The following is a 15,490-nucleotide window of genomic DNA, read 5'->3' on the forward strand; positions in this document are numbered from 1 at the left end:
TTTTGATTTTTGCTATTGCTATTGAATTATAATTTAACTTCTGCTGGCATTCCAATTTTCAAACTGCCATCATTCTTAACGATTACTTTTACTGCGTAAACCAAATTGACTCTTTCTTCTTTGGTTTGGATAATTTTTGGCGTAAATTCAGCTGATGATGAAATCCAAGAAATTTTTCCTTTATATGGTTTTGTTCCTTCATTTTCATCAATTAAAACATTTACTTCTTGCCCAACTTTTATTGATGATAATTGAGTTTCACTAAAATAAACTCGTAAAGTCATTTCAGATAAATCAGCAATTTTATATATTGGTTTTCCAAAAGCAGTTATTTCATTTGGTTCTGCATATTGTGCTAAAACTGTACCTTTTATAGGATTAATAATTTTTGATTTTTTAAGTTGATCGTTAATTTTTTCAATTTGAACTTCAATTGATTTTACTTCATTTACAATTGGAGCATTTTGCGTTTCTACACTATTTATTTGTTGTTGCAACACTTTTACTTTTCCCGTAATTTCATCAACTTGACGTTTAGTTGCTGCATTTTCATCAAACATATTTTTAATACGTTTTTGCTCTATTAAAGTGGTTTTTAATTGCTCATTCAACACATTTCGTTGCGACAAAACATTAGCTGATTTAGAATAAATTGTGCTTTTTGAAGCTATTAATTGTTGCTTGTTTAAGTACAATTGAACTGTATCTATTTGTCCAACTACTGCATCTTTCTCAAGTTGCATTCCTTCGTCAAGATTTAAAAATTCTATTTTCCCATTGCTTTCGGCTGAAATTGTAACTTCGGTTGCTTCAAAATTTCCGTAAGCATCTGCTTCATTATCATTCTTGTTGCAAGAAAATAAAGTTAATGCGATTAATATTGTTAGTAAATTTTTCATTTTAATTTTGTCCTTTAATCGTTTGATAATTTATTTTAGCTAATTGAAGTTGTGTTTCATGTACTTTTTGATTGGTCTTCGCGTCAAAAAGGTTGTTTAACTCTGTTACATAATCTGATGAAGTTATTACACCATTTCGCAATTGAGAATCATACGATTGTAACACTTTTTCACGCAATTGAATGATTTGCACATCCGTTTTAATGATGGTTTCCATTTTTAAAATTTCTGATTTTAACTCATTTAATTGCATTTGATTATTGATTTCAAAAGTTTCTTTTTCAGTTGAAATAATTTCTTTTGCAACATCTAAAGCTTCTTTATCTGTTTTTGATTTATTCCAATCGAATACATTCCAATTTAATTTTAAACCAACTATATAAAAACTCTCAAACGAATTATTCAACATATTTAAACCAGGATTTCCATAACCAGCTTGACCAAAAGCATTTAGTTTTGGTAAATTTGATTTTGAAATTACATCTTTAGAAGCTTCAATTTGAGTTTGTTGCAATTCGAAAAAATGTATTTCCGGTCTAGTTCCGTTAGTTTCTAAATTTAAAATTGGTTGCTCTAAAATAGTGTTTTCAGCAAATGAAGTAGTTGTTAAACTAGCCAAGTTTTGAAGTTCTTTTATTCTTTGGAATGAATTTTCGGTTAAAGCCTGTTCTAACTTTAGTAATTCAGCTTCTAAAACTTGCTCTGATGCTGGTAAAATCGCTCCATTTCTAACTCCAGATTTAACTTCGCTAATTTTTTCTAAAATTGAATTCTTCTTTGAAATCAACAATCGATTTTGTTCTTGCCACAATAAAATCATCATATAAGAATAATTTATTCTCGATTTTAATTGATACAAATTAACCGCAACTTGTTGTTGAAACGTTTGCGTTTGAACTTCTTTTAATTTAGAATTAGCCTCAATCATTCCGCCATTATAAATTAACTGATTAACATCTAGAGTAGCTCTATATTGATCTTTATTTAAAGGTGTAATTGTTACGTTTGGCAAACTAATAGGCAATTGTGTTACGGCAGATTGATAGGTTGCTTGAGCATTAATATCAATTTTTGGCAATTTTGCTTTGTTTAATGCATCAATTTCTAAAGCAGATTTTTGTTGCAGTAAATTAGTCTGTTTAGCTAATGGATAATTTTTTTCTGCCAAATCATAACATTCATTCAACGTAATTTTTTGTTGAGCTTGAAGGAAAGATCCAAAAAACAGGAATAAAATTATAATTAAATTTCTCATTTTTTAATACTATTTATTAGCATTGAAGCTATGTGTGTTTTACGTTCTATTAACAAGTTGTTATATTCTTCTTCATTCGAATTTGTTATTTTTTGAAGCAAAGGCGCTCCAACAAATGGAAAAACAGATAACGAAAACAAATCAATTAATACTTGTTTTGGATTTACATTTCTTATGGTTCCCTTTTGAATTTCTTCTTCAATTTGCAATAGAAAATGCGTTGGTTTAGGAAATTCAGCTTGACTAAAAAATTGATTTGTAAATTCAGGATTATTGTTTAACTCTTGAATAATGAATGTAGGCAAAAACCTATTTTCCATAACAAATGATATATACTTACCAACAAAATTTTCAATTTTATCAAACAACGAATCTTGAGAGTTTAACACTTGATGAATTTGCGGTGCTAACTGCATAAATGCTTTTTTAAAAACGGCTTCAAAAAGCAATTGCTTACTTCTAAAATAATAATGCAACATCGCTTTGTTAATTCCAGCTTCGTCGGCAATTTCTTGCATTCTTGCACCAGCCATTCCTTTTTTATGAAAAATGGTTATAGCACTTTTCAATATTATTTCTTCTGTATTGGATTCTATTTTTTTCATTTCAACTAATCGGTTCAACCATTTGGTTAACAAAGATACAAAAAAAAGCATCTCAACAAAGAAATGCTTTTAATTATTAATTAATCTTCTTTTTTAGCTTCTACTTTTTTAGAAGAACAACAAGATGCTTTTGCTTCAGTTCCGCAAGATTTTTTATCTCCTTCTGAAGACTTTTGCATTGATGCAACCTCTTTTTTATCAGCTGAACAACATGCTTTTTCAGTTTTAGCAGCTTCTTTCTTTTTCTGTGTTTGAGCAGTAGCATCTACTGAAAACATAAATGCAGCAATTGCTAATATTGTGATTACTTTTTTCATAATTATATAATTTTAAATTGTTATTATAAAAACTTGTACGACAAATATATACAAATATTTGAATTACAAATTTAACTTTATTGTTTTTTTATTATTTTTTTAGAAGAATAAAACTTATGATCGAAAACAAAAGTTAAGATTACAACATTCGTTTTAGCATCTTCTAAATTAAAAATCATTTCACTTTTCCCAGTGTTTAATCCTTCAATAATTCCCTCAGATAATATCTTTCCTTCAACACTTGACATAATATATTCCAATTCTGCTTGATACGGAATTGAAAATTGAATATTAATTGTATCATTAACCGCAGGATTTGGATAAACTGAAAAAGTAAATGGATTTGAACCATCTATTAAATCGTGACTTAAAGTAGGATTATAAACTAACTTCACTTCATATACAGTAGGGTCAGCACTGGTTAGGTCTGTTTGATTATCTGTAAATGCAGATATAGATGAGCTTTGTATTCCTCCAAAAATATGTCCAATAACAAACTCAGAATCTGTTATATCTGAAAGTTTAATTACTTCATTTGAAAAACGAGGAAGATTTTCATTAGGAATAAATTCTGCTCCAGAACCTTTTAAATTTGGCATTTCAACAGGTAACTTATATTCGGTTAAAGAACCATCAGCTGCTCTTTTTGTTCGGCTGATTGTTTTAACAAAAGGAACTGTATCATCTTGAACCAATGTTGATCCATTATAATAATACTGACTCATTCCTCCAAAAAACAAATTATGCATATTATTATTTACAGCATCATACAAACATGCTTTACCTGAGTGATAATTGCTTAAATACTGGTTAAAACTTGTTTGAGGAAAATAACCACCTGACTTAATATCAACAGGATATAAAAAAGGTAAATCTGCACTAATTTGAAAAACTCCCGAGGATATTGTATAACCTAACTCACCATTTGGAAAAACTTGAGGTAATAAATTGTAGTCTCTCCTGTGTAAATGTACTGCATCCGTAATTTCAGCATAATTTATAAATGACAACTGAGTTCCTGAGTTATCAATCTCAAATTTTCGTATAGAATTAGAATAGGTTTGAGTAAATGAAGGTCCGTTCATTGGATTATATCTACCATCAAATCGATGGCCTCCAATTAAATAAAATTCGTTTCCTATCTTACCTAATTGACCACCTGTAATAGCAAAACTTGCATTTGTAATTTGCTTAAAAGATGAAGTAATTGAGGTATTATTTACAATTGCGTTAATTACATTTGGCACATCAACAGATATTAAACCGTCAAAAGTTTTATGATCGGCAGCAGTTGTAGAATAAGCATACCCACCAATAATATATAAAACATCTCCATCTTGATAGAAATTCATATTAGTAGACTGCAATTGTTCCTTTAAACCTGCAGGTAATGAGTTAACAGAAGCAGTCCATGATTGTTGAGTAGCAATATCTACGACATAAATATCACTATTATTTTGTGCTCCTGGAAAAGCATTAAAAGGTTGACGAGCATGTAAACCATCCTTTCTACCTCCAATAATTAACCATTTTCCATTATGTTGACCAAAAGCATATGAATGCAAACCTGGCAATCCAGCAACTGTAACAGGTGTTAGCACAACATCATAAGGAAAGTCACTTTGTGCAAACGATGATTGAAAAACAAAAATCATCGCTATAATTTTTAAAAAAATTTTCATGATTTATTTTGTTTAAGTTCTACTTCATTTTTTTTATTGCTTATTGTATCTCGTTCAGCATTATTAATTTGTAACAATTCTAATGAATTATCCTCCAAAGAAAAGTGGTTATTGCTTTTACAATCATGACATTGAGCGCAACTAACCTTATTCGTTGAGAGCAAATTAGTATGTAAAACTGGTTTTGAAACAAGTGCTATATTATTATAGTTACTTGCAATAATCGTTTTGGTAATTGTTTCTTTCCCAAAAGCAATTAGAGAAACAAACAATACCATTAATATAATTTTTTTCATAAATATTGACATATATAGTTATTCCATAGTATTAAGAAATAATATGGTTAATCGTTCTAAAAAACAAATAACTATACTTTTGGAGGGTGCCAAATATTATTTTGAAAATTTGAAACGAAAAAAGAATCATAAAAAGAAATTTCTTTTTTTAACTCGAAATCAAAAAGCTCAAAATTTAAATTATAATTATAACTCTTCATAATTTGCAATGGACTGAAATTTAAGCTCTTTACAAACTTGCCAGCATCGCAATTATTTTGCTCTAAATTATTACAAGTTTGTTCACTATTATTACAAAATTGAAGTTTTACTGCACGCACCGATGGCAGAGCTGTTAAAACAACTAAGTAGATAAATAATATGTAAACTTTAAATTTCATTACGCAAATATATGATTTTAAAAAATATCTAGTATTTTTTCTAGAAGTTTTTGTTTTGATAAAACTTCGGCAGTTTTCCAAATCAACTCTCCATTTTGAAATAAAGCAGTTGTAGGAACAGAATGTATATTGTAAAGGTTTACAACTTCTGGCACTTCATCAACTTCTACAACCAAAATTTCAATACGATTGCCAATAGATTTTTTAATTTGTAACAATGTAGGCTCAATCATTGCACAAGGTTCGCAATTAGAATTAATAAATTCAACTAAAATTGAACCTTCTGATTTTATTATTTGAGGAAATTTATTTGACATATTTTTAAAGTTATAAAAAACACTATAATTAATTAAAGCTAATATAATCAATTTTAAAATTTCAATTTGTAACAAATATTACTTAACAAATAAAAAAATACTAGGAATTTTGTAGAATATATTAAATTGCATGAAAATTTCAATTCAAAATAGTTTAATTCTAATAATCACATTTAGTGTATTATGTTTTAATTTTAAAACAGCTATTTTGCAATATGAATTTATTTTTGACAATGAACATTTTACAGAAAAATATTGTTCAAATATTAAAAAACCTGAATTAAAATGTAATGGTAAGTGTCATTTAAAGAAAATAAGTTCTGAAAAAGAAACTCAAAACAATTCTAAAAAAACATTTTTTGACATAGAGATTACATTTTTCAATTCAGCTTGGTGCTATGACTTTGAAAGATATGCTTTTATTGAGAAAAAAAGAAAACTTTTTAATGATTTTTTAATAAAATCAATTAAAAAACACCCTTTAGAACATCCACCACAAAGTTTGATTTAATTACTCAGCAGCTTAATAGCTTATGTATTAAATCAAATTTATAAAAATGAAAAAAACAATATTGGCCTTAATTGTACTAGGCACAACTCTCTTGTATGCACAAGAACCAGTTAAAGAAGTAGACTCAGTAAAAGTTACACTTTTAAATGAAGTTATAGTTACTAAATCATTAACAAAAAATCCTGCTCAAATTATTGTAAAACAAGATTTTACAGAAAAAGTAGTCCAACCTAAAAACTCAGGTGAATTATTTGAAGACATCAATGGTTTTCACCTTATCAAAAGAGGAAATTATGCAGTTGACCCAGCTTTTAGAGCTTCTCAATACGAACAATTAAACGTACAAATAGATGGTGGAACAAAAGCTTTTCATGCGTGTCCAAACCGAATGGATCCAGTTACCACTCTAATTAATCCAGAAGAAATTACTAAAATTGAAATCATAAAAGGACCTTTTTCTGTACGTTATGGAAATACTTTTGCTGGACTTATCAATCTCGTTTCTAAATCTCCAGCAAATAACAAAAAAATTATTGGAGGAAGTTTTTCTTCTGGATATGAAAGCAACGGAAATTCAATTGTGAACCTATTTTCTTTAGAAAGTAAAATTAAAAAGTTTGATTTTTCTGGAAATTTCAGTTACAGAGATTATGGTAATTATGAAGATGGTAATCAAAATGAAATACCTTCTTCTTTCAGAAGTATTAGTTACGGATTAAAAACAGGTTATCAAATTGCAGATAATCAACGTTTACAAGCAACTTTCCGTCAAAATTTTGGTAGAGATGTATTGCATGCAGGATTACCAATGGATACGGACGAAGACAACAGTACACTCGCTAATTTAGATTATAAATGGGAAAACACAGGAACCTATTTTAAAGGATTAACAGCTAAAGCCTATTATTCTTTTGTAGATCATATTATGAGCAATACAAGAAGAGCATCATTTGCAAATTCAGAAGCAGTTTCTAAAGTAGAAGCCTTAACTTATGGTGGAAAAATAGAAACAGAATGGCGATTGGGTTCTAAAATTAACTTGTTTACTGGAGTTGATATGGTAAATTTATCAAGAGATGGTGGTAGAGATCGATTAGTAAAAGTCAACATGATGGGAAATCCATTACCAACTCCAATAGCTTTTTATGATAAAGTTTGGCAAGACAGTTACTCTAATGATTTTGGTTATTTTGCAGAAACAAAAATTAAAGCATCTAATAAATCATGGTTAACTGTTGGTTCTCGTTTGGATTTTGTTACTTCTGATGCAAATGACTTAGATGCCACTTTTGCGGCTTTATATCCAAACTTAGAAAAAAGAAACGAAACAATTTATAGTGGAACAGTTTCTTATCAATATTTGTTCAATTCAAACTATAAAATGGAAGCTTCTTTTGGTAGAGGAACAAGAGCTGCCAACATAGAAGAGCGTTACATTGCCTTTTTCAACATTGGAAGAGATGCTTATGAATATGTAGGAAATCCAAATTTGAAACCAGAAGTAAACAATCAATTTGAATTGAGTTTTGATGGAAAATCAAAATTAAATGGATTCTTTAACGATGTACAGTTTGGAACTTCGGTATTCTATTCTATTTATGAAAACTATATTTTAGGAGTTGTTGATGAAACTTTAATTAGAAAATACAATTCAACAACACCACCTATTCATCCAAAAGTATTTAGAAACATTGACAATGCTTTAAAAACAGGATTTGAAGTTTATGGAAATGTACAGATTTATAACAATTTTAATTTTGGTACAGAAGTATCTTACACGTATACCGAAAATAAAGATTTCAACGAAAGTTTACCTTTAACGCCACCTTTAGTAACTAGATTGAAATTAGGTTATGATTACAAAAAGTTTTGGGCTAAAGCGCTTTATACGTTAACAGCTAAACAAAATAAAATTGCAACCAGTTATGATGAAATTGCAACAGCTGGTTATGAAGTTATGGACTTAAATATTGGGTACAAACCTATTGAATCATTATCTATAGGAATGGGACTTTTAAATGTATTTGACCAATATTATAACAATCACTTAACTTTTGCTTTCAACAATGTGGCAGGTTATGGTAGAGTTCCAATTACAGAACCAGGTAGAAACTTTACTTTGTTTGTAAATTATAAATTTTAATCCTCAAAAAAGCCTCAAGTTATTATACTTGAGGCTTTTTTATTTTTGGAAAAAATCGGTTTACTTTTTTCTTGTAATCCTTATAATTTAGAAACTTTTGAAGTAATTTCTGCTCTTCGTAATTGGTTTTAAAATAAAACAACAACAAAAGAACCAAAGCTATTAAAACTTTAAAAAGTGATGCTTTAAAAATGGCATATCCAAAAGTAAATAAAATAAGTCCGGTGTAAATTGGATGCCTACTGAATTTGTACATTCCAAAGGTGATTAATTCAGAATCTGTTTTTGGTGTTGGAAAAACAGTCAGGTTTTTATTGAGTTGCAAAACCGAAAGTACAGCAATCAAAAAACCTAAAATTGAAAAAATAAAGCCAATATATTTAACTAATTGTGGAATTTTAATAGCTGGTAAAAAATCAAAAGCATACAATCCAAATAATAGAAATTGTATGCTTACAAATAGATAATCTTTCCAAGATTTTATCATCTTTTCTTTCCTATAAATCGAACGATTGATCCTTTTCCTTGATGGAATGCTCCTTCATTTAATTCGATAATTTCTGTTTTTAGAAAATCAAAATCAACATTTTCAAATTCCTCTTTTACTTCTTCTTCCGAAAAAAGCATCGCTACATCTTTTGGTCCACCAGAAGGATAGTCTAATTGTTCTTTACTAAAAGCTTCAAATATTATAACTCCATTTGGTTTTACTAATCGCAAAATTTGTTGGTGCATGGCTTTTCGAATGGCTTTTGGAAAATGAGCATAAATCAATACAACTCCATCAAAAGAATTTGGTTCAAAATTCAAATCTTCTAACATTCCAACTCGATAATCAATTTTTACATCATTATCACTTGCTAATTCATCCGCTTTCTTTTTTCCTTCACTACTTAAATCAAAAGCAGCAACTTCAAATCCGTTTTTAGCAGCAAAAACAGCATTTCTACCTTCACCTTCAGCAGGAAATAAAATTTTTCCGTGCTTTGGTAGTTTCAAAATCGAATCGGCTAAAAACTGATTAGGATGAATTCCATAAGCATATTCCTTTTCAGCATATCGTTTATTCCAAAAGTCATTCATTATTTATCTTTCTTTTTAGGAGAAGTTACAAACATATTAAATAACAAACCACCCATTAAACCGCCATACAAAGTACTGTTTACAGGTTTTGATGTTATCGCACATGTTCCTGAAGCACATCCAACTTGCAAATAATATACATAACCTGCAAGTAAACCTACCACTACTCCAATTCCTGTAATAATATATTGTTTTTTTGTCATTTTATTTACAATGTGAATGTTCGCCACAACATGATTTTTCTTCAATAATTGCTTCACCTTTTATAGGAAACCCTTTTTGAGCCCATTTTGAAAGACCTTTTTTCATGTTCAATAAATTGGTAAACCCGTATTCATTTAAAAATTGGACTGCTCTTAAACTTCGTTCGCCAGTTAAACAAGCTAAAATAACTTTTTCATCTTTAGGAATCTCATTGATTCGCTCTTCTAATTGGCTAAGTGGAATATGAAGAACACGAGGTACATCAAATGAAAATTGATGGAATTCATTTTCTTCACGTACATCTAACAAAAGATAATTACGTTTTATTAATTCTAAAGTGCTTGTTGGGCAAACTTCTTTTATTTTTATAGTTTCCATTATTTTTTCTTATCAAAAGTAATACTCCAAATTCCTCTAACTTCATTTTCTCCATAACCAACAGCTAAATCTTGTGGGTATAATTTTAAGGTTTTTGCTCTAACTTCTGGTTTGATATTTTCAGGTTTTCCATGGCATTGCAGACACATTGTGTTAGTTGGAATTGGATAATAAAATTGTACTTTATCACCTTTATCCACTATTACAGGTTTAGATTCTTTATTTGCAGCCATCTCATTTTTAAATTGTTCTATGTAAACCAACTCTTCTGCATTGGCCTTATTATTTGGGTTTCGATTTTTATCGGAAACTCGTTTAATTGTTGCATTATATTTTACAGACATGCTATCGGTTAAAGGCATTGCTTGAATATTACAAAAGGCTAAAGCTTCCATAGTTCCTTTTTCTTGAATAGTTCCCATTAAATTTTTTCCAAGTAGTTTTTTAGTAGAGAGAGCATATTCTAAACCAATATCAGCAAATGTTTTTTCTTTTACTTGAGGAACGTACTCTTTTCCAGATTGTTCCCAATTCTTATTTCCATGTCCTTGCCAATGTGAAGCAAACCATTCTGGGGAATCAATTTTGTAATCATACATGAAAGATGCTATTTTAACAACTGCACTATCAGGAAAAACTTGTTTAGGCATTACTCCAAACTTTTTAACAGCACCATACATTAATGATTTATCATCAGTTGGATGATTTACAAATTCTGAGACAGCTTTAATAAATTCTGTCTTATTATACCCTTCTTTATCAATATACCTTGCTTTAATTGCAACCATTGGAGGTGCAATTCTTCCTGTAACTTCATCAGCAATTGGATTATGACATAAATAACAATGTTTTTCCATTAATTCTTTAGCCTCATGTGCGTCATACACAAAAATTTGTTCGTTATCAACATCTTGAAATGTTTCTTTCTTTTTGTTGCAAGAAAAAAGTAAAACTGATAGAGATAGTAAAAATAGATTTTTCATAGAAATTGTATTTTTAACAAAATTAATCTAAATCAATAAACTATTCTGTAACGAATGTTACAAGTAAAACAAATGATATTAAGCTTTAGATTAAAACTGAAAATAAATAAAAGGTTGCGGTCCAGATGAAGCTGTAGCATAAACAATCCAAAAAACAAATCCAAGAAGAATGGCTTTAATGTAAATAGGAACTTTATTAAAGCCTTTTTCTAATTTATTAATCACATTATCAGGAATAAAGTGCCAAACAAATCCAAATACCATTAAGAAAATCACATTCTTATAACCTAACAAAATAGTTTGCCATTGACTTAGATTAAAAGTTAATGAAGAAATATTATCTACAATTTGAAAAGCAGTTTGAAAATCCTTGGCTCTAAAAAACAACCAACAAAAAATCACAAAGTGTAAGGTTAAAAGAATTTGAATTATTTTTACAAAATAGTTTTTTGGTAATTTAATAAATTGTCCAAAGAAACGCTCAACTCCAAGGGCCAAACCGTGTAAAACTCCCCAAAAAATAAATTTCCAATTGGCTCCATGCCATAAACCACCAAGAAGCATGGTCATGAAAAGATTAAAATAAGTACGAAAATTACCTTTCCTGTTTCCACCTAATGAAATGTATAAATAATCTCTTAACCAAGATGATAACGATATATGCCATCTTCTCCAAAATTCAGTGACAGAAGCAGATTTATAAGGCGTTCTAAAGTTAGGTGGCAAAGTGAAACCCATTAATAAAGCTAAACCAATTGCAATATCAGAATAACCTGAAAAATCGCAATAAATTTGAAGTGTGTAACCATAAGAAGCTAATAAGTTTTCAAAAGCAGAATAACTATTTGGAGCATCAAAAACTCGGTCAACAAAATTAGAAGAAATATAATCAGAGATTACCGCTTTTTTAAGCAAACCACCAATAATTAAGAACAAAGCCTTATTAAAATCTTCTTTGGTAATTTTTAATTTCTCATAAATTTGAGGAATAAAATCGCTCGCTCTAACAATTGGACCAGCTACTAACTGCGGAAAGAAAGAAACAAAAAACAGAAAGTCCATAAAGCTTTTTGTAGGTTCTAAATCTTTTCTATACACATCAATCGTATAACTTAATGTTTGAAATGTATAAAACGAAATTCCAACTGGAAGAATTATATCTTCAAAAGCAACATTTCCACTAAAAAGCGTATTAAAGTTATCAATAAAAAAGTTGGTGTATTTAAAATAAACCAAAAGTCCTAAATTGACCAACAAACTCAATATCAAATAAAATTTCCTAAATCCTTGTTTTGTTTCTTCGAAAATTAGTTTAGACAAAGAATAATCTAAAACAGACGAAAAAATAAGCAACCAAAAGTAAATTCCGCTGCATTTATAATAGAAAAACAAAGAAAAAAGAACTACATAAGCAATCCTGAAATAATGTGTTTTTCTTGATAAAATATAAATGAAATAGAAAATTATAAAAAACCCTAAAAACAACGCACTATTGAATAATAAAGGCTGCTTTGGATTATAAATAAACCAATTTTTAATGATATCAATCGATAAATCTCCAAAAACATTTTGGAAGACATCCTGTATGTGGAATAAGGCTAACAAACTATTTTACCGATTTAAAATTAGTGTATATTTCCATTAATGCTTTGAAAAATAATTCTCCTTGTAATTCATATCCTTGTTTTGAATAATGTACTTTATCTCTAGACATTAAGCCCTTTTGAGCATTCGAATTCACACTATAAAGTCCGCCCATATTTTTATACATATCCCAAACCGCATAATTATTTTTCTCTGCAAATTCAATAATCGCTTTGGCATAACTTGCTGCAAAAGTATTTGGGTATTTTCTCTGAAATAATGACGGAGGCGGAGTCGTAAGTAAAATTTCAACTTCAGGATTGTGCTTTTTTATAGAAAGAAGCATTTCTTCTAATTCTGTATAATAAACTGCCGTTTCTCTTTTATCAAAACTTTCATTTGTTCCTAAAGAAATAACAACTAAATCCGCTTCTATAACTTTTAATTGCTCAAAAAACAAAGGGTATTTTAAATAATCTGAAGCTTTTGCTCCATTAACGCCAATTGCACTATATACAATTCCTGAGTTATTGTTTTCTAATAGTATTCCGTTTAAAGAAAAATTAGTAGTAATATCATTTGAAGTAATGTAAACCTTATCTAAACTTTCTTCTGAAAAATAATTGTATGAATTCGTATCTTCAAAAATAGTCAACGGAATAAACTCTGACTTAGTAATTTTTACTGGTTCTTTTTCATCTGTAGGAATTCGTAGAGTCTTCCCAGCCTGAATTGCATTTGAACGTAATTTATTTGCTTTCTTAATTTCAGAAACCGAGCAATTGTATTTATCTGCAATAATGGAAAGCACTTCACCACTTATAATTTTATGGTAAATTACTTTTGGTTTTGAAGATACTATAACAATATTTTTTGAAGTTTTTGCTAAATTAAAATTGCCTTTTATGGGAGTAACGACTTTAATAGTGTTGAAAGTATAAGATTTGTCCCTTACATTCAGTTCAATGACAAAATCGTTATTATCTGTATATAAAGCTATCCCACTAAGACCAATAGGTTTTCCATCATTAGGCTTTGTGTTTCTTTGACTTAAAAAAGGAATATTACTCGTGTATTTTATATAATGATTTCCATTTGTACCTGCTAAATTATATGGAAAAGTAAATCCTAAACCTCCGTTTCCAAATTTATCTTGCAAAAGCGAACGCATTTTACCTGAAAACAAATCGGCTTGAATGTGTGAATCGCCAATATGAACAATTCTAACTTTTTTTTGTTTTGTTGTTTCAACAGAATCTAACTTTTGTAAAAACTTTGCAATAGCTTTTGCATTGTGAATTTCGTTTTTAAATTCAATTACTGAAACCGTATCAATACTTACATAATCTATCTCAACTTCTGTTGTGTCGGAAATGGTTTGAGACAAAATAAATTGTACAAAAATCAAAGAAAAAAATAAAATACTATTCTTCATAAACGACACTATCTTTAACTACTTTAGTACTATCTTTTTTAAATGGTTTCTTTATTGGCTTGTCTTTTGGTCTTATTTTTTTATACTTTTCATATCCTTCATAGATCTGATTGAAAATCATTTTAGCTATATCTTTTGCACCTCTAAAATTAAAATGCGTGTAATCTTTATTTGCCCTAGCAGGTTCTTCATCAACCCATTGAACCATTGAACCATCGCCACCCATTAAAGTATATAAATTAACGAATGCTGATTCTGATTGTATTGCATATTTCTTTTGAGCCAACATTAAGGGAACAACTGCTGAATCTGTTTTCATTTCCATATCATACTTGGTTGACTTATCTGCTGTTGAAACAACTAAAATAGCAACACCTGGGAAACATTTTTTCAAATGAGCAACTACTTTATTCATTCGTTTTTCATACCAAGAATAATTATATGAACCGTAATTTAAAACATTTGTTCCATAATGGAGAACAATTAAATCATAATGCAATTGTTCTTGAAACTGGCTCATTAAATCAACATCAAAAGTAGATAAAGGCAAACCTGAATTTCCTCTGCTCGAAAAATTATCTACATGCACTCCAATACCATTATCAAAATTAAAGCCATAAAGCGGTATACTATCTGCTTTAGTGAAATTAATTTTCATAGTTTTTTGTCCATTTGACGAAAAAGCTAAAGTATTTAACTTGTTGTTTGGTTTTAATTTTTTATAAACAGTATCTACTCCAATTACTTGATATACTTTACCTTCTGTATTTCTAGACTTACCATAAAACAAGGTTGGATTTCCTAATTCTGAAGCAAAACGTGTTCTTGTTGCACGGAATTTAACCCAAGCATCATGTAAAGTGTCATTAGCAAAAAACAAATGTCCGTTTACTCCAAATGGGCTAACTGGATGTTTTATTTTTAAATAGGAATAGGTTTTCCAATTGGTTGAAAATTCGTGGGTAATTGAATTACGCGAAGAAGCCGATTCAGAAGTTATGTTAACAAACCCAACACCTTCCCCACCAAATTTTTGTTGAAAATAAGTCCTAAAGTCTTTTACAATCATATCACCATCAGTCATTGAATCTCCAAAATAGGCTATTCTCACTTTCTTTGTGGGATTTTGTTCTAATTGAAAAAGCTTCTCGAAAAAAGAAACTAAAAACTGATCGCCTTTATATACTTTAAAAGTTTCAGATGGAAATTTAACGCCTTTAACCGGTTTAAAATCTATTTGCTCATTTGCTAAAGTATCTATTACAGCCTCCTCTTCGGCTTCCGCAACAGCTTCTATGAGCAAACTGTCAATTACAACGTTTTCTGTTAATGAACTTCCTTCCTCAAAAATTCTCTTTGGCAAAAAAGCTTTGAATACCAAAAACGATGCAGTTGCCAAAAGCATTGCAAAAAAAGAT

At 29.2% G+C, this 15,490-nt stretch carries 17 protein-coding genes; 2 read left to right on the forward strand and 15 right to left on the reverse strand.

The genetic code is table 11. The annotated features are described in order from the left end of the window. Positions 1–26: 26 nt before the first annotated feature. The 7 genes from ACQ65T_RS00500 to ACQ65T_RS00530 all read right to left on the reverse strand — a co-directional run bounded on the left by ACQ65T_RS00500 (position 27) and on the right by ACQ65T_RS00530 (position 5,751). Positions 27–899 (reverse strand): HlyD family secretion protein, encoded by an 873-nt coding sequence (locus ACQ65T_RS00500; protein ID WP_430399162.1) that lies wholly within the window; start codon positions 897–899, stop codon positions 27–29. A 1-nt stretch (position 900) separates the two neighbouring features. Further along, positions 901–2,154 (reverse strand): TolC family protein, encoded by a 1,254-nt coding sequence (locus tag ACQ65T_RS00505; protein ID WP_430399163.1) that lies wholly within the window; start codon positions 2,152–2,154, stop codon positions 901–903. Continuing rightward, complete coding sequence (locus ACQ65T_RS00510; protein WP_430399164.1) at positions 2,151–2,759, reverse strand: TetR/AcrR family transcriptional regulator; 609 nt, start codon at positions 2,757–2,759, stop codon at positions 2,151–2,153. Before ACQ65T_RS00510 ends, ACQ65T_RS00505 begins: the two co-directional genes overlap by 4 nt. 80 nt (positions 2,760–2,839) lie before the next feature. Next, entirely contained in the window at positions 2,840–3,076 is a 237-nt protein-coding gene (locus ACQ65T_RS00515) for a hypothetical protein (protein WP_430399165.1), read from the reverse strand. 77 nt (positions 3,077–3,153) lie between these two features. Then, a complete protein-coding gene (locus tag ACQ65T_RS00520) occupies positions 3,154–4,758 on the reverse strand; it encodes a hypothetical protein (protein WP_430399166.1) in 1,605 nt (534 codons plus the stop codon). Then, complete coding sequence (locus ACQ65T_RS00525) at positions 4,755–5,054, reverse strand: hypothetical protein (RefSeq protein WP_430399167.1); 300 nt, start codon at positions 5,052–5,054, stop codon at positions 4,755–4,757. Before ACQ65T_RS00525 ends, ACQ65T_RS00520 begins: the two co-directional genes overlap by 4 nt. Before the next feature lie 397 nt (positions 5,055–5,451). Further along, positions 5,452–5,751: a thioredoxin family protein gene (locus ACQ65T_RS00530; RefSeq protein ID WP_430399168.1), complete on the reverse strand. Its 300-nt coding sequence runs from the start codon at positions 5,749–5,751 to the stop codon at positions 5,452–5,454. Between the two features lie 130 nt (positions 5,752–5,881). On the opposite strand from ACQ65T_RS00530, the gene ACQ65T_RS00535 reads away from it, so the two are divergent. Further along, complete coding sequence (locus ACQ65T_RS00535; RefSeq protein ID WP_430399169.1) at positions 5,882–6,262, forward strand: hypothetical protein; 381 nt, start codon at positions 5,882–5,884, stop codon at positions 6,260–6,262. Between the two features lie 46 nt (positions 6,263–6,308). Continuing rightward, positions 6,309–8,405, forward strand: coding sequence for a TonB-dependent receptor domain-containing protein (locus ACQ65T_RS00540; RefSeq protein WP_430399170.1), 2,097 nt, complete (start codon positions 6,309–6,311; stop codon positions 8,403–8,405). 22 nt (positions 8,406–8,427) lie between these two features. On the opposite strand, the gene ACQ65T_RS00545 is transcribed toward ACQ65T_RS00540, so the two are convergent. The 8 genes from ACQ65T_RS00545 to ACQ65T_RS00580 form a co-directional block, all read right to left on the reverse strand. Further along, entirely contained in the window at positions 8,428–8,892 is a 465-nt protein-coding gene (locus ACQ65T_RS00545) for a methyltransferase family protein (protein ID WP_430399171.1), read from the reverse strand. Beyond that, entirely contained in the window at positions 8,889–9,488 is a 600-nt protein-coding gene (locus ACQ65T_RS00550; protein WP_430399172.1) for a class I SAM-dependent methyltransferase, read from the reverse strand. The genes ACQ65T_RS00545 and ACQ65T_RS00550 overlap by 4 nt, the downstream gene beginning before the upstream one ends. Further along, positions 9,488–9,691: a DUF6132 family protein gene (locus tag ACQ65T_RS00555; protein ID WP_430399173.1), complete on the reverse strand. Its 204-nt coding sequence runs from the start codon at positions 9,689–9,691 to the stop codon at positions 9,488–9,490. The genes ACQ65T_RS00550 and ACQ65T_RS00555 overlap by 1 nt, the downstream gene beginning before the upstream one ends. 1 nt (position 9,692) lies before the next feature. Continuing rightward, entirely contained in the window at positions 9,693–10,070 is a 378-nt protein-coding gene (locus ACQ65T_RS00560) for a rhodanese-like domain-containing protein (protein ID WP_430399174.1), read from the reverse strand. Next, the gene (locus tag ACQ65T_RS00565) at positions 10,070–11,053 is read right to left on the reverse strand and encodes a Tll0287-like domain-containing protein (protein ID WP_430399175.1); all 984 of its coding nucleotides are present in this window, start codon (positions 11,051–11,053) and stop codon (positions 10,070–10,072) included. Before ACQ65T_RS00565 ends, ACQ65T_RS00560 begins: the two co-directional genes overlap by 1 nt. A 90-nt stretch (positions 11,054–11,143) precedes the next feature. Then, complete coding sequence (locus ACQ65T_RS00570; protein ID WP_430399176.1) at positions 11,144–12,658, reverse strand: MBOAT family O-acyltransferase; 1,515 nt, start codon at positions 12,656–12,658, stop codon at positions 11,144–11,146. Between the two features lies 1 nt (position 12,659). Further along, positions 12,660–14,072 carry a GDSL-type esterase/lipase family protein gene (locus ACQ65T_RS00575; RefSeq protein ID WP_430399177.1) on the reverse strand — a complete coding sequence of 471 codons (1,413 nt, stop codon included), beginning with the start codon at positions 14,070–14,072 and terminating at the stop codon, positions 12,660–12,662. Continuing rightward, the gene (locus ACQ65T_RS00580; protein WP_430399178.1) at positions 14,062–15,477 is read right to left on the reverse strand and encodes a hypothetical protein; all 1,416 of its coding nucleotides are present in this window, start codon (positions 15,475–15,477) and stop codon (positions 14,062–14,064) included. The genes ACQ65T_RS00575 and ACQ65T_RS00580 overlap by 11 nt, the downstream gene beginning before the upstream one ends. Positions 15,478–15,490: the final 13 nt, after the last annotated feature.

It is taken from the genome of Flavobacterium sp. (genome assembly GCF_965284515.1).
In the GTDB taxonomy this organism is placed as follows: Bacteria; Bacteroidota; Bacteroidia; order Flavobacteriales; family Flavobacteriaceae; genus Flavobacterium.